Source organism: Kribbella speibonae (assembly GCF_004331375.1).
GTDB lineage: Bacteria > Actinomycetota > Actinomycetes > Propionibacteriales > Kribbellaceae > Kribbella > Kribbella sindirgiensis.
In genome coordinates this window covers 861,458-876,191 of record NZ_SJKC01000001.1, presented here as the reverse complement: position 1 = coordinate 876,191, position 14,734 = coordinate 861,458, and the positions used below count along the sequence as shown (strand labels likewise).

Annotated in this window: 15 protein-coding genes; 6 read left to right on the top strand and 9 right to left on the bottom strand. The window is 69.3% G+C overall.

Annotated features, from left to right (window positions below; genetic code table 11):
• Window positions 1-6 precede the first annotated feature (6 nt).
• From purL to purS, 4 genes are read right to left on the bottom strand one after another with little or no spacing between them, the layout of a single operon-like run.
• Window positions 7-2,268, bottom strand: a complete 2,262-nt coding sequence (purL, locus tag E0H92_RS04420) for a phosphoribosylformylglycinamidine synthase subunit PurL (RefSeq protein ID WP_131464808.1) — start codon at window positions 2,266-2,268, stop codon at window positions 7-9.
• Window positions 2,268-4,313, bottom strand: a complete 2,046-nt coding sequence (locus E0H92_RS04415; RefSeq protein WP_131495453.1) for a hypothetical protein — start codon at window positions 4,311-4,313, stop codon at window positions 2,268-2,270. Before E0H92_RS04415 ends, purL begins: the two co-directional genes overlap by 1 nt.
• Complete coding sequence (gene purQ, locus E0H92_RS04410) at window positions 4,313-4,981, bottom strand: phosphoribosylformylglycinamidine synthase subunit PurQ (protein ID WP_131283674.1); 669 nt, start codon at window positions 4,979-4,981, stop codon at window positions 4,313-4,315. The genes E0H92_RS04415 and purQ overlap by 1 nt, the downstream gene beginning before the upstream one ends.
• Window positions 4,978-5,229, bottom strand: coding sequence for a phosphoribosylformylglycinamidine synthase subunit PurS (purS, locus tag E0H92_RS04405; RefSeq protein ID WP_130387955.1), 252 nt, complete (start codon window positions 5,227-5,229; stop codon window positions 4,978-4,980). Before purS ends, purQ begins: the two co-directional genes overlap by 4 nt.
• 112 nt (window positions 5,230-5,341) lie before the next feature.
• Between purS and E0H92_RS04400 the strand changes: the two genes are divergently transcribed.
• The 5 genes from E0H92_RS04400 to E0H92_RS04380 all read left to right on the top strand — a co-directional run bounded on the left by E0H92_RS04400 (window position 5,342) and on the right by E0H92_RS04380 (window position 9,053).
• Window positions 5,342-5,860 (top strand): PadR family transcriptional regulator, encoded by a 519-nt coding sequence (locus tag E0H92_RS04400; protein WP_130387956.1) that lies wholly within the window; start codon window positions 5,342-5,344, stop codon window positions 5,858-5,860.
• Complete coding sequence (locus tag E0H92_RS04395) at window positions 5,860-6,534, top strand: ABC transporter ATP-binding protein (protein WP_131495452.1); 675 nt, start codon at window positions 5,860-5,862, stop codon at window positions 6,532-6,534. Before E0H92_RS04400 ends, E0H92_RS04395 begins: the two co-directional genes overlap by 1 nt.
• Window positions 6,534-7,859 (top strand): hypothetical protein, encoded by a 1,326-nt coding sequence (locus tag E0H92_RS04390; RefSeq protein ID WP_131495451.1) that lies wholly within the window; start codon window positions 6,534-6,536, stop codon window positions 7,857-7,859. The genes E0H92_RS04395 and E0H92_RS04390 overlap by 1 nt, the downstream gene beginning before the upstream one ends.
• Window positions 7,859-8,479, top strand: a complete 621-nt coding sequence (locus tag E0H92_RS04385) for a CDP-alcohol phosphatidyltransferase family protein (protein ID WP_131464800.1) — start codon at window positions 7,859-7,861, stop codon at window positions 8,477-8,479. Before E0H92_RS04390 ends, E0H92_RS04385 begins: the two co-directional genes overlap by 1 nt.
• Window positions 8,480-8,561: 82 nt before the next feature.
• Window positions 8,562-9,053: a hypothetical protein gene (locus E0H92_RS04380; RefSeq protein ID WP_131464798.1), complete on the top strand. Its 492-nt coding sequence runs from the start codon at window positions 8,562-8,564 to the stop codon at window positions 9,051-9,053.
• Here the strand turns inward: E0H92_RS04380 and E0H92_RS04375 are convergent.
• Both E0H92_RS04375 and E0H92_RS04370 read right to left on the bottom strand, forming a co-directional pair.
• Window positions 9,050-9,925, bottom strand: a complete 876-nt coding sequence (locus E0H92_RS04375) for a phosphoribosylaminoimidazolesuccinocarboxamide synthase (protein ID WP_131464796.1) — start codon at window positions 9,923-9,925, stop codon at window positions 9,050-9,052. The two genes, E0H92_RS04380 and E0H92_RS04375, sit on opposite strands and share 4 nt — an antisense overlap.
• 21 nt (window positions 9,926-9,946) lie before the next feature.
• The gene (locus E0H92_RS04370; RefSeq protein WP_131495450.1) at window positions 9,947-11,008 is read right to left on the bottom strand and encodes an FAD-dependent oxidoreductase; all 1,062 of its coding nucleotides are present in this window, start codon (window positions 11,006-11,008) and stop codon (window positions 9,947-9,949) included.
• A 53-nt stretch (window positions 11,009-11,061) separates the two neighbouring features.
• Between E0H92_RS04370 and E0H92_RS04365 the strand changes: the two genes are divergently transcribed.
• On the top strand, window positions 11,062-11,640 hold the full coding sequence (locus E0H92_RS04365) for a TetR/AcrR family transcriptional regulator (protein WP_131464792.1): 579 nt from the start codon (window positions 11,062-11,064) through the stop codon (window positions 11,638-11,640).
• Here E0H92_RS04365 and E0H92_RS04360 read toward each other — a convergent pair.
• From E0H92_RS04360 to E0H92_RS04350, 3 genes are all read right to left on the bottom strand, one after another.
• Window positions 11,624-12,046, bottom strand: a complete 423-nt coding sequence (locus E0H92_RS04360) for a hypothetical protein (RefSeq protein WP_131464790.1) — start codon at window positions 12,044-12,046, stop codon at window positions 11,624-11,626. The genes E0H92_RS04365 and E0H92_RS04360 overlap by 17 nt on opposite strands.
• 196 nt (window positions 12,047-12,242) lie before the next feature.
• Complete coding sequence (locus E0H92_RS04355) at window positions 12,243-12,686, bottom strand: hypothetical protein (protein ID WP_131464788.1); 444 nt, start codon at window positions 12,684-12,686, stop codon at window positions 12,243-12,245.
• A 2-nt stretch (window positions 12,687-12,688) separates the two neighbouring features.
• Window positions 12,689-14,734 carry a glycosyltransferase family 39 protein gene (locus tag E0H92_RS04350; protein WP_131495449.1) on the bottom strand — a complete coding sequence of 682 codons (2,046 nt, stop codon included), beginning with the start codon at window positions 14,732-14,734 and terminating at the stop codon, window positions 12,689-12,691.

Here is a 14,734-nt window from a genome sequence, read left to right as displayed (position 1 = left end):
ACACCGTCAGTTGAGCACCGACGGCAGCGTGGAGGTCCAGGCCACGCGGAGTTCGGTGAGGGGAAGTTCGAACTGGTCCTGGACGTCGAGGGTGTCGCCGGTGATGACGCCGATCTTCGCGTGCGGGAAGCGGCGGGCGGTGCACATGTCGGTGAACCGCACCTCCTCGGTTCGCGGTACGGCGACGACCGCACGGCCGGCCGACTCCGCGAACAGGAACAGGAACGGGTCGAGACCGTCCGGGGCCCACACCCGCGCACCGATGCCGCCGCGCAACGCGGACTCGGCCAGCGTCTGGGCGACGCCGCCGTCGCTGACGTCGTGCGCCGCGTCGATCAGCCCGTCGCGGGACGCGTTGATCAGGATGTCGGCCAACTGCTGCTCGGCCGCCAGGTCCACCGCCGGCGGCCGCCCGCCGAGGTGACCGTGGACGACGTGCGCCCACTCGGACCCGGACAGCTCCTCCTCGGTCTCGCCGAGCAGGTACAGCTGGTGGCCCTCCATCTCGGCCGTGAATCCGATCGGCGTCCGGCGGGTGACGTCGTCGATCACGCCGAGCACCCCGACCACCGGGGTCGGCAGGATCGCGGTCTCGCCGGTCTGGTTGTAGAACGACACGTTGCCGCCGGTGACCGGGATACCGAGCTCCTTGCACCCGTCGACCAGACCGCGGATCGCCTCGGTGAACTGCCACATCACCGCCGGGTCCTCCGGCGAGCCGAAGTTCAGGCAGTCGGTGACCGCGACCGGGCGGGCGCCGGTGGTGGCGACGTTCCGGAAGGACTCGGCGAGCGCGAGCTTGGCGCCGGTGTACGGGTCGAGCTTCGCGAACCGGCCATTGCAGTCGGTCGACACCGCGACGCCGAGGCCGCTGGTCTCGTCGACCCGGATCATGCCGCTGTCCTCGGGCTGCGCGAGCACCGAGTTGCCGAGCACGTACCGGTCGTACTGGTCCGTCACCCAGGACTTGTCACACAGGTTCGGCGAGGCGACCAGCTTCAGCAGCGTGTCCCGCAGCTCCGCGCCACTGCTTGCCCGCGGCAACTTCTCGGCGCCGTCGGCCTGCAGCTCGTCCTGCCACTCGGGACGGGAGTACGGACGGTTGTAGACGGGGCCCTCGTGCGCGACGGTCTCCGGCAGTACGTCGACCACTCGCTCGCCGTGCCAGTCGATCTCCAGCCGCCCGGTGTCGGTGACCTCACCGATGACGTCGGCCTGGACGTCCCACTTGGCGCAGATCTTCAGGAACGCCTCGACGTTGTCCGGGGTGACACAGGCCATCATCCGTTCCTGCGACTCACTCATCAGGATCTCTTCGGGCGACAGCGAGGCGTCCCGCAGCGGCACCTTGTCCAGCGAGACCCGCATACCGCCGTCGCCCGCGCTGGCGAGCTCGGAGGTCGCACACGACAGTCCGCCGCCGCCGAGGTCCTGGATGCCCTCGACGACGTTCGCGGCGAAGAGCTCGAGCGTGCACTCGATCAGCAGCTTCTCCATGAACGGGTCGCCGACCTGGACCGCCGGCCGCTTGGTCGGACCGCCTTCGGCGAACGTCTCCGACGCCAGCACCGACACCCCGCCGATGCCGTCGCCGCCGGTCTTGGCGCCGTACAGGATCATCTGGTTGCCGACGCCGGTCGCGTTCGCGAGGTGCAGGTCCTCGTGCCGCATGACGCCGACGCAGAGCGCGTTCACCAGCGGGTTGCCCAGGTACGTCGGGTCGAAGACGACCTCGCCGCCGATGTTCGGCAGGCCGAGGCTGTTCCCGTAGCCGCCGACGCCGGACACGATGCCCGGCAGCACCCGCTTCGTGTCCGGGGCGTCCAGCGGGCCGAACCGCAGCGGGTCCATCACCGCGACCGGACGGGCGCCCATCGCGATGATGTCGCGGACGATGCCGCCGACCCCGGTCGCCGCGCCCTGGTACGGCTCGACGTACGACGGGTGGTTGTGCGACTCGACCTTGAACGTGACGGCGTACCCCTCGCCGATGTCGATGACACCGGCGTTCTCGCCGATCCCGGCCAGCATCTTCCCGGCCGGCGTCTCCTGCGGGATCTCACCGAACCGCTTCAGGTGCACCTTGGACGACTTGTACGAGCAGTGCTCGCTCCACATCACCGAGTACATCGCCAGCTCACAGCTGGTCGGGCGCCGCCCGAGGATGTCCCGGATCCGCTGGTACTCGTCCGCCTTCAGCCCGAGCTCAGCCCAAGGCTGCTCGACCTCGGGCGTGTTACCGGCAACTGACACGGTGTCTGTCGACATCAGGACTCCTGCACTAGGTGGGGCTCAGGTGAAACGGTAGCGGGCTGGTAGGCGTCCATCAGATGGGCCACCAGCAGAGGAAGGGCGAAGCCGACCATGATCGCGGGGAGGGCGACGCCGGCGTCGTTGAGGAGCATGCCGACGAGGCCGCAGGTGGAGAGGGCCAGGAGGGTCGGGCGGACCATCGGGAGGCTGTCGTAGAACTCCTGGTATTGCTTGGACGGCACGCGGTGCGGCAGGAGCGTGGCCAGCATGCAGAGGACGACCGCGATGAGCATGGCCCAGCCGGCCGGGCCGCTGAAGAACTGCACGGCCATCTCGAGCTTGCGGATCAGTACGTCGCTGACGTCGCCGTCGAGGAGGCGGGCGACGAACGCGCCGAAGTGACTGCGCTCGTCCGGTGGACGCAGGTAGTCGAGGAACGCGACCGCAGACACCGCCAGCACACCGGCCACGCCCACACCGATCAGTGCGCGCAGTGAGATGCTCCCGCGCCACGTCAGCCAGGCCATGAGCAGCACGGCCGGCGTCAACGCGATGATGCCGCCGAAGTCCGTCCCCCACCCCGGCCTGCCATCCACAACGATCGCAGCACCGCCGACGACCAGTACGGCGACCGCAGCCTGCACCCTGCTCTTGCTGATGAGCTTCTGCGCCGCGAAGCCCGCGGCGACGAGCGCACCGACCGCCAGCGTCGCAAAGGTGGAGTTCCCGAAGCCGTAGAACCGCCCACCGATCACAGGCCCGTCAGCGAACATGCTGCCGACCTGTAGCGGCGTACCGAGCACACCGTCGACCAGCAGGATCAGGTACGCCGCTATCGCGAGTCCGAGGTACGCGTACTTCTTCAGCACGACCTGTGCCGCCAGAGCGGCCAGTGCGCTGATCCCGATGATCACGCAGTACAAGGAGAAACCAGGTGACGGCCAGCGCCACCAAACGGTCAGTGTGGACAGGAAGACCGCCAGGTAGAACCCGCCCTGCATCAGCAACGTGAACACCGCGGTACGTCGGGACGCGGGCGAGCGCCGGAACCAGAACCAGAGCAGTGCGAGGACCTCGGCCGCGACGATCGTCAGCGATACCGCGAACAGCATCGGCCGTGGCTGCTCGAACCGCTCGTTGGCGTCCAGCCGGTCCTCGATCACGGCCGCGGCGTCGGTGTGACGGTCTCCGGTGAAGTGGATCTCGTTACCGTCCAGCGGGCCCGCCTCGGCGGATCCCGCCGGGTCGACGTTCGCCGGAGTGCGCTCCTTGAGGATCGTCGCGGTCACGTCGGTGAGCTGGATGAGGCCGGGGCGGCGGGTGCTGTCACTGGTGAGCCAGCGCGGTCCGTCGTCCGGGGGCAACTGCATGGCGACCAGCGGCTCCTGGTGCGCGTTGGCGAGCTCCTGGCCGATACCGACCAGCAGGACCCAGCCATCGGCGGCACGGGCCTGTGCCACCAGCTGGGCGACCTTCTGACGTGCCTCTGCCCGTCCTTCACGCGGCGGCATCGCGCCACCGTCGATGATCGCGTCGCCACAGTCCGGCTTCGCCAGCACAGAGGCGTCGAACTCGGGCTGCCAGTTCGCGACAGAGCCGTCCGTCCGGGCCAGTGCGATCGCAGCGCCCGGACCGAAGCCGCAGATGGGGTACCCGGTCTGGCCGAGGCGGCCGATCGGCGCGCCTGTGTGGTGCTCGGCCTGACGGTCGACGTACGTCTGCCAGTCGGCCACCTTGCCGTCGGTCACCGCAGGCAGGTCACCGCACGACTGGTCGGGCACACTCCCCCACGCCCGGGTACCCGCGCTGATCGTCAGCCACCCGTCGATCGGGCAGGTGTGCGGGCCGGCCGTCTTCACCGAGATCGAGCCCACGTGCGACTGGTTCACCAGCGCGGTCAGCTCCGGCGACGCCTTTACGTCGTTCCAGGTGAGTCCGGGGACGCCGATCACCACGACCTTCGCGAACAGGCTCGACGGCTGCGCGGCCGCCGTACCGCTGCTCAGGAGCAGGACCGCCGCCGTCAGCAGAACGGCGCGGACCAGCCTGGTGAACCCCATCAGGAGGCGACGACGGCCTTCAGCACCGAGGTGAAGAAGCCCAGGCCGTCCGTGGTCGGGCCGGTCAGTGTCTCGACGGCGTGCTCCGGGTGCGGCATCAGGCCGACCACGTTGCCGCGCTCGTTGGTGATGCCGGCGATGTCGCGGTACGAGCCGTTCGGGTTGCCCAGGTAGCGGGCCACCACCCGGCCCTCGCCCTCCAGCCGGTCCAGTGTCGCCTCGTCGGCGACGAACGAACCGTCCTGGTTCTTCAGCACGATGGTGATCTCGTGGTTGGCGTCGTAGTCGCTGGTCCAGGCGGTGGTGTTGTTCTCGATCCGCAGCGTCTGGTCCTTGCAGACGAACTTGCGGTGGTGGTTCTTGATCAGCGCGCCGGGCAGCAGGTGCGACTCGCACAGCACCTGGAAGCCGTTGCAGATGCCGAGCACCGGCATCCCCTCGCCGGCCCGCTTGATGATCGTCTCCATCACCGGCGCGAACCGGGAGATGGCACCGGCCCGCAGGTAGTCGCCGTACGAGAAGCCGCCGGGCAGGACGACCGCGTCGACGCCGTGCAGGTCCTCGTCGCCGTGCCAGAGCGCGACTGCCTCGGCGCCGGCCACCGCGGCCGCACGGCGAGCGTCCGCGTCGTCCAGCGAGCCCGGGAAGGTGACGACCCCGATCTTCACTGCCCGTTCTCCACGTGCAGCGTGTAGTCCTCGATCACCGGGTTGGCCAGCAGCGTATCGGCGGCCTTCCGGATCTCGGCGACCCGTTCCTCGGTCGCCTCACCGTCCAGGGTGATCTCGAAGCGCTTTCCCTGCCGGACGTCGGCCACGCCATCGAAGCCGAGCCGGCCGAACGCGCCGTGCACCGCCTTGCCCTGCGGGTCGAGGATCTCGGGCTTGAGCATGACGTCGACGACAACGCGAGCCACTGACTACTCCAGGTTCGTTGCGGGGTGACGGCTGAATCCTACCGACCGCGCGACGGAATGCCGCATCCTGGACTATTCACTGAGTACATACACGCGATGTATAGTTCTGGTCATGGCCACTGCTGAGCTCGTCCTCGGGCTGCTGTCCGCCGGCCCGGCGCACGGGTACGACGTGAAGCGGGGCCATGACGCCTGGTTCCCGGACAGCCGGCCACTCGCCTTCGGACAGGTGTACACGACACTCGGCCGACTGGAGCGCGACGGGCTCGTCGAGGTGGTCGACAAGACCTCCGGCGGCGGACCGGACCGGACCGTCTACGCGCTGACGAGCAAGGGCCGCGACCACCTGAGCGACTGGCTCAACGACCCGGTGCCACCGGCTTGGGGCAGCGCAGACGAGGTACTGCGCAAACTCGTGGCAGCCATCCGGACCGGTGGCGACGCGGCGGGGTTCCTCGCCCGTCAGCGCGCCAGCCACCTGCGCCGGATCCGTGAGTTGCGGGAGACCCCGGCCGACGACGACCCGACCTCACCACTGGTCCGCGAGTACATCGTGGCCCACCTGGACGCTGATCTGCGCTGGCTGGACGGCGCCCTGGACCGCATCTCCGAGCAGAGGGGGACTCGCTGATGAATGCTGCTCTGGAACTGGAACGAATCGAGTACGCCTACCGGCGGAACACGGCCCTCCGCGGCGTCAGCCTGCAACTCAAGCCTGGCGAGGTCGTCGCGGTCACCGGTGCGAGCGGATGCGGCAAGTCGACGCTGCTGCACTGCGCGGCCGGCATCCTCACCCCGGACGCCGGTGCCGTGCAGGTAGACGGCCAGGACCTGGCCACCCTCCCGGAGGAGCAGCGCGCGGCGCTACGGCGTACGAAGGTCGGCATCGTGCTGCAGTTCGGTCAGCTGGTGCCGGACCTGCCACTGGTGGACAACGTGGCGTTGCCGCTCCTGCTGGGTGGCCATGAGCGTGGTGAGGCACACAAGGCCGCAATGAACTGGCTGGACCAGGTAGGTATCGCTGACGACGCCGACGCCGTCCCTGGTGAGCTGTCCGGCGGACAGACGCAGCGGGCCGCGGTAGCGCGCGCACTGGTCACCGGTCCGTCCGTAGTACTCGCAGACGAGCCCACCGGCAGTCTGGACAGCCGCGCCGGCCAGGAGCTGCTCAACGTACTGCTGGAGGCTGCCCGCTACCGCGGCGCTGCTCTGATGATGGTGACGCACGACAACCTGGTAGCCGCGTCAGCAGACCGTGAGATCAGGCTGCGTGATGGCCTGATCCAGCACGAGGTGGCGCTCTGATGACGCTCGAGACGCTGGTACAGCTGGCGCGTTCACGAACGCCGGCGGACCGCAGCCGGGTCCAGCTGGCCACTGCGGCACTCGCCTTCAGTGGAGCCCTGCTGCTCGGCGCACTGCGTATTGCCCGCCTGGGTAAAGGTGAGCTGAGCAACGATGTCTACAGCAACTACATCGCCGAGAGCGGCCTCCGCTCCGGGCTGATCGCGATCCTGATCATCCTGGCCGCGCTCACCGGCGGCCTGGCAGTCCAGGCCTTACGACTGGGTACGGCGGCCCGTGAACGGCGACTGACCGCGCTGCGAATGGCAGGTGCCTCCCGGAAGCAGCTACGGCAGCTTACTGTCACTGACGCGGCCATTGCCGGTCTGGCTGGTGGACTACTCGCTGGACCTGCCTACCTGGTCCTCAGCCTGCTCTTCGGTGCCCTGCCCCTGATGGCCCGGGTCCTGCCCGGTGCAGAGCTGTGGGATGCGCTTCTGTGGATTCCGGTGGTGGTGATGATGACGGCGGCCGGTGCGGTGATCGGAAGCGTCCTGCACCGAGACGGTCCGGTCTTGCGGCAACCACAGTCCGTGGCGCAGCGTCGTACCGGCATCATCGCTGGACCGGTACTGATCGCGCTCGGCCTGCTCGCCTCGCCGTACATGGGGTACGTAGGCTCCACGATCCTGCTCGCCGGCCTGGCGCTGTTCTTCCTGAGCACCTCCGGAGTCTGGATCCTTGCGCTCGGGCGGCGGCTGCAGCGGTCCGGCGACCCGGCCAACCTGCTCACCGGCCTGCGGCTGGTGACCGACTCCCGGCCCGCCTCCCGGATCTGCATGCTGCTGGGCTGCTGCGGCTTCCTCGTCGGCACCCTGGCGAACGGGATCGCCAGCGTCCAGACAGACGACCATCTGGGCGGCACGACCGCGTTCTACACCACCGGATTCGGGCTGACGATCGCCGGACTCGTCCTGGTCGCCCTGACCGCGATGGCCGCGCTCATCGTCGGTGTCGCAGACCAACTGGTCGACCAGCGCCGACAGTTCGCCAGCCTGACCGCGTTGGGCGTGGACCTGCCGTTCCTCCGCCGGGTCATTCGCCGGCAGCTCACGGTGGTCGCGGCTCCCGCACTGGCCGTCGGTCTACTGTTCGGCACCGTGACCGGCATCAACCGGGTCGCCGGCGGAGCGGTCGGGCCGTTCGAGCCCGGAACGCTGCTGCTCGGGGCGATCCTGACGATCACAGGCTGGCTACTCGGCCAGCTCGGCGGCGCCGCCGCCGGTTTCCTGCTTCGCAACCAACTCCGGGACGCACTCGATCCCGAGAACCTAAGGGCGGCCTGATGACCTCAACACCCTTGGCGGTCCGGCCCGCGTTGCTGCTCGGCGTGCCGAACCGGATCACGCTGATCAGGACCGTGATCGCGATGACGCTCGCGACGTACGCGTTCAGCACCGGCGAGCTGCTGTGGCTGGTGATCGGGTACGTCTCCTACTGGTTCGGCGACAGCCTCGACGGCTGGGTGGCGCGGATCCGGAACGAGGAGTCGCTGTCCGGTGCGGTGTTCGATGTCGTCTGCGACCGGGCGTGCTCGTTCCTACTGGCAGCCGCGTTCATGGCGACGTACCCCGACACGATCGGGCCGCTGGCGATCTACCTGGTGCAGTTCGGCGTCCTGGACACCATGCTGACGTTCTCGTTCCTGCTCTGGCCGTGGGTGCTCAGCCCGAACTACTTCTACAAGGTCGACCGGCCGATCTACGTCTGGAACTGGTCCAAGCCCGCCAAGGCACTGAACACCGGCGCCGTGGTGGTCTCGCTGGTCATCGCCGGCCAGACCGGTGCGCACTGGCTGCCGTACGCCGTCGCGGTCGCGGCCCTACTGGTGAAGGTCGTCTCGTCGTACCGGCTGGTCCAGATCCTCTGCGGCCGCCGCGCCGCCGCTCCGGGCGAGGCAAAATGATGACGGGGTGGACCCTGGTCCACCCCTGGAAGGGGGCCTGAGTTCCGTGGCAATGGGGGGAATCGCGCTTAGCCTCGGTGTCATGTGGGTGTGGCAACTGGTACTCGCGGTGGGCTTCGGTATCGGCTCCGCCGTCGTACCGTTCATGAACGCGGAGGCGTACGTCCTCGCGCTCGGGGCCACGCACGCCCTGAACCCGGTGGTCGCTGCGATCGGTGTCTCGATCGGCCAGACCATCGGCAAGGTCGGGATGTTCCTCGCCGTCCGCTACCGGCCCGGCTACGCTGCCCGGAAGACCAAGAAGGAGCCCAGGCCGGTCAACCTGGACACCCGCTGGGGCCGCTTCGTCCAGTGGAACCGCGACCTGACCAAGCGGCTCCTGGACGCCATGAGCGACAGCCGCTGGGGCGCCCCGGTCACGCTCCTGAGCGCGTTCGTCGGCATCCCGCCGCTGTACGGCGTGGCACTCATCGGCGGCGCCTCGCGGATGCGGACCGTCGTCTTCGCGCTGTCGGTCCTGGTCGGCCGCAGCGGCCGGTTCATCCTGCTCGCGCTCGGCGTCGGCCTGTTCTAGGCCTCGAACTTCAGGCCGGTCAGCTGCTCGTACGCCGCGATGTACGACGACCTGGTCCGCTCGACAACCTCGTCGGTCAGCGGCGGCGGCGCCTCACCGGACGTGCGGTCCCAGCCGGACTCGAACTGCAGCCAGTCCCGGATGATCTGCTTGTCGTACGACAGCTGCGGCTTGCCCGGCGCCCACTGGTCGGCCGGCCAGAAGCGGCTCGAATCCGGTGTCAGCACCTCGTCGGCGAGCACGAGCGTCCCGTCCGCGCGGGCGCCGAACTCGAACTTCGTGTCGGCCAGGATGATCCCACGGTCCTCGGCCATCGCCCGCGCCGTCGTGTAGATCTCGAGCGTGGTGTCCCGCAGGGCGGCCGCCGTGTCCGCGCCGACGGTCGCGACCACCACGTCGTACGACACGTTCTCGTCGTGCTCGCCGAGCTCGGCCTTCGTGGCCGGCGTGAAGATCGGGGTGTCGAAGCGCGAGCCCTCGACCAGGCCGCCCGGCAGCGGGATCCCGCAGACGGCGCCGGTGGCGTTGTAGTCGAGCAGGCCGGTGCCGCTGAGGTACCCACGGGCCACGCACTCCACCGGGTAGATCGCGAGCTTCTCGCACACCACGGCCCGCCCGGCGACCTCGGCCGGCACATCCGTGGAGATGACGTGGTTCGGCACGTCCAGCTGCTCGAACCACCACAGGCTCATCGCGGTGAGCACCTTCCCCTTGTCGGGGATCGGCGTCTCGAGGATCCAGTCGAACGCGCTCTGCCGGTCGCTGGCAACCATCAGGAGGTCGCCGGACTCGAGCTCGTACAGGTCCCGGACCTTGCCGGAGTGGAGGTGCTTCGCACCGGGAATCTCAGGCGCCTGCGGAAGTGTGGTCACGGCGCCGATTGTTCCATCCGCCTACTTGCGCGCTCGCAGGGCCACCAGCTTCCCGCCGACGGCGAACAAGCCGTCACGGACCGTGCAGAGCACCGGGTTCTCGGTCTGGCCCAGGCGACCGACGGCGCGGGAGCGCTTCACCAGCTTGGTCGTCGCGGGCCGCCGTTCGGCGTCGTACGCCGTCAGCGCCGTCCGCAGATCGCCCGTCCGCCCGAGGTGCCGGACCAGCGCGCCCGCGTCCTCGATCGCGGAACAGGCTCCGCGGCCCAGGTTCGGCGTCATCGCGTGCGCCGCGTCGCCGAGCAGCACGATCCGCCCCTGCACGAACGGCACCAGCGGCAACGTCAGGTCGTAGATGTCGTTCTGCAGGATCTTCTCGGTGCCCGCGATCAACCGCGGCAGCGGATCGTGCCAGCTCTCGAACAGGGTCGGCTCGCTGGTCGCGCCGGCCGGCTGGTTCGCGGTCGCGTACCAGTAGTACCGCCCGTCGATCAGCCGCGCGAACCCGAACAGTTGCCCACGGCCCCAAGTCTCGCCGCCGCCGTCGTCGAGATCCACCTCCGCGATCCCGCGGTACCCCGTGAAGCCGGAGTACCGCGGCCCGGCGTACTGCGGATACAACGCTCCCCGTACCGCACTCCGGATCCCGTCCGCGGCCACCAGCAGCTCCGCGTGCAGCTCACCGTTGACGGTGACACCGTCCGCGTCCTGCGTGACCGTCCGTACGTCGTACCCGGTCCGGACCGTCACCGCCGGGCCGAACTCGGCCGTGATCAGGTCGTGGAGCTGGGCGCGATGGATCATCACCGGGAGCTCCATGCCAAGGTCGGCCGCGCTGACCACCCAGCGACCGTCGGGCTTGCGCATCCCGGCCGGCTTGGACTGCACCGACGCCTTCTCGACGCCCTTGACCCCGAGCTCCTCGAGTACGGCGACCGCCGACGGCCAGACCGAGATACCGGCCCCTACCTCACCGAGCTCCGGAGCACGCTCCAGAACTGTGACCTGCCAGCCGCGCCGTTGCAGCGCGACGGCAGCCGTGACCCCTCCAATACCCGCCCCGACCACGATCGCCGTACTCATGAACTTGACTCTACATCTGTAGAGTTCGGTTGGGAAGTGCGAGACTGGGCGACGTGACGAAGCAGGTTCCGCGGGGTGCGGATCGGCAGGAGGCCATCGCTGACGCGGCGATCCATCTCGTCGCGACCCGCGGGCTGCGCGGGCTGACGCACCGCGCCGTCGACACCGAGGCGGGGCTGCCGCCGGGCTCCACGTCGTACTACCTGCGGACGCGGAACGCCCTGCTCACCGCGTGCGTGCACCGGATGCTCACCCGGGACGTGGCCGGGATGCCGCCGCCCGGTGCCGATCCGGTCGAGCTGATGGTGGCGATGACGGCGGGACTCGCGCAGGACCGGCCGGACGATCTGGTCGCGCGGTACGAGTTGTCGCTCGAGGCGAGCCGTCAGCCGGAACTGCGGGCCGCGATCGTCGACGGCGGGCGGCAGTTGCGCGCGATGCTCGCGCAGTTGCTCGCCGGGCTCGGCGTACCGGATCCGGAGGCGGCCGCGTGGCCGGTCGCCGCGATGCTGGACGGGCTGATGTACGACCGGGTGGCCGGGACCGGGACAACGCTCTCACCAGAAGCGTTCGAGGCCGCCGTACGACGCTCTGTCACGGCGCTGATCGCCGGACTCAGAGACGGTCCGTGACCGTGACGAAGGTGAAATAGCCGACGCCGAGCAGCATGCCCACGTGGCCGAGGACGGACAGGCCGGCGCCGGAACCCCAGGCGTCACTCTGCGCATCCTCGGAGTGCTTGCCGGCGCTCGGCAGCCAACGGGCCAGAAGCAACAATCCGATGACCGTCAGCAACCACCAGCCGGCCAGGATGACCAGGGCGATCTCCCGCCGACCGGTGATCAGGGCAACGACCCAGCCGATCAGCGTGATCACTCCGACCACGGTGTGCAGCCGCAACAGCGTTGCGGAGTACCCGTGCCGGCCCGCGCCGTGACCGGTGCCGTCGACAACAGTCCCTCCGAGCCGGACGCGCGTGATCAGTACAACGACCGCCCCGAGCGCGGTCAGGAACCAGGTGACGTTCGACCATTCCACGTCCCCGTTCCTACCCCACCCCACGCCCCCGCGAACCATCAAGCGTGTCGCCCCACCCCTTGACACCCGTCCAGAAAACCAACTTTGTGTACCCACCAACCGTTTTCCGGCACTCCAAACGGTTGGTGGGTACACAAAGAGGCCCGGCGGGCCGAGTGTCCGCTCGGGGCCCGCCGGGCTGCTGGTGTGGCGAGGGTCAGCTGGTCTGCGTTTGGCCGGGGGCCTGCTGGGTTCCCTGGCCCTGCTGGGTTCCCTGGCCTTGGCCCTGGCCCGGCAGTGTGCCCTGCCCTTGCCCGTTGCCCTGGCCAGTTCCTTGACCGGTGCCCTGCCCGTTGCCCTGCTGGAATCCGCCGGGGAAGCCGCCGCCACCGCGGCCGCCACCGAACTGGCCCTGCTGGTTGCTGGTGCCGTCCCACGAGTGCCCGACCGCCATCCCGCCGAGGAACGCGAGCACGGCGAGGATCGAGCCGGCACCGGCCAGCATCAGATTGCTGGGCCGCCCACCGCCTTTCACCACCGACTGCTGATCCGCGGGCTGCTGCACAGGCGGCTGCTGGACCGGCGGTTGCGCCGGCTGCTGGGGTGGGTTGTTCTGGGCGGCCTTGGCCGCCTGGAACTGGGCTTCTGCGGACTGTGTCATCTTCATGCTCCTGTTCCGGTGGAAAGGTCGTAGACGGTGGTGCTGCCGACGGTCTGGGACTGGAAGTTCTCGCTGACCCAGGTGGCGATCTCGCTGGAGGAGCCGTCGCGGCCGCCCATCATCCCGCCGCCACCGCTGCCGATGAAGTAGTGGACCTTGCCCTGGGCAACCAGTTCCTTGAACTCCTCGAGCGACGGCGCCGGGTCGGTCCCGTTGAACCCGCCGATCGCCATGATCGGTACGCCGGACGCGATCTGCATCGGCGCGGCGCCGTTCGCGGTGACCGCGGCCGCCGCCCAGGTGTACCCCTTCGCGCCGTTCTGCAGCAGCGTGATCAGCTCACTCGACACGCCGCTGATCCCGCCGCCACCGAGGAACCCACCGACTCCGCCGGTGCCACCCGTGCCCCGCCCGGTCGTCCCGTTCTCGGTCGTCGTGCCGCTCCCAGGCGTCCCGGTCGTGCCGCCGGTCTGTCCTGGCGGCGCACCCATCTGGCCGCCACCAGGTCCGCCGCCGCCGCGCATCCCACCGCCACCCATGCCGCCGGCTCCCGAAGGACCTGCGGACGGCAGCGCTCCGGTGTGTGCGGAGTTGATCGTCGCCACGGAGTACGCCGTCGGCCCGGTCAGGGCGCTGACGGCCAGCAGAGCCGCCGCGAACATCCCGGCCCGCCGAGCGGTCGTACGGTGCAGCTTCAGCTCCGGCAGCAGCATCAGCGCACCCGCACCGGCCAGGCCGGTGATCAGCACGACCCACCGGATCCAGGGATGCCAGGTCGGCGTCTGGTTCAGCAGCGCGAAGCTCCACCCCGCCGTCAGCAGGATCCCGCCGGCCAGAGTTGTCCGCGGCAACCATTCCGTACGCCGCTTCCAGAGCACCGCCATCGCGGCGCCGATCAACGCACCGATGGCCGGCGCCAGCGCGATCATGTAGTAGCTGTGGATGATTCCTTCCATGTAGCTGAAGGTCAGCCCGGTGCCGACCAGCCAGCCACCCCACAGGATCGCGAAGGCCCGGGTCCGGTCCGTCCGCGCAGCCTTGCCAGCGGCAACGACCAGGACGATCGTCGAGAGCAGCGCGGCCGGCAGCAGCCAGGCGATCTGCGACCCGAACTCACCGCTGAACAAGCGCTGCAGCCCGGTCGCGCCGCCCCAGCCCATGCCGCCGCCGTTGCCGCCGCCTCCGCCGCCGACCGAGCCGGTCTCGTTGCCCGTCAGGCGGCCCAGGCCGTTGTAGCCGAGCGTCAGCTCGAGGATGCTGTTGTTCTGGGAGCCGCCGATGTACGGCCGCGCCGAAGCAGGCATCAGCTCGACGATCGCGATCCACCAGCCCGCACTGACGATCAGCGAGACGGTCGCCAGCACCAGGTGCAGGAGACGCTTCCCCAGCGCCGGCTTCCCGGCGACCAGGTACGCCAGCCCGAACGCCGGCAGGATCAGGAACGCCTGCAGCATCTTCGTCAGGAACCCGAATCCGACCAGGGCACCGGCCAGGATCATCCAGCGCGCCGAGCGCTTCACAGAGTCGATCGCCCGCGTCACCGCCCACGCACCGGCGCAGAGCAGCAGGATCAGCAGCGCGTCTGGGTTGTTGAAGCGGAACATGAGTACGGCGACCGGCGTCAGCGCGAGGATCGCTCCGGCCAGCAGACCGGCGTTCGCGGAGAACCAGCGCCGTACGGACACGTAGACGAAGCCGACGCTCGCGACGCCCATCAGTGCCTCGGGGATCAGCATGCTCCAGGTGTTGAAGCCGAAGATCCGCCCGGACAGGCCCATCACCCACAGCGCGGCGGGGGTCTTGTCGACGGTGATGAAGCTGGACGAGTCGAACGACCCGAAGAACCAGGCCTTCCAGCTCGTCGACCCGGCCTGCACCGCGGCGGCGTAGTACTCGTTCGCGTAGCCGTTCTTGGACAGGCCCCACAGGTACGCGATCGCGGTCAGCGCCAGCAGGCCGCCGTACAGGACCTTGTCGCGACTCAGTGTGTACGGCGTGCTGATCGCGCGAGGCTTCGTGGCCTCGACGGGATCGGAGAGGGTCGTCAT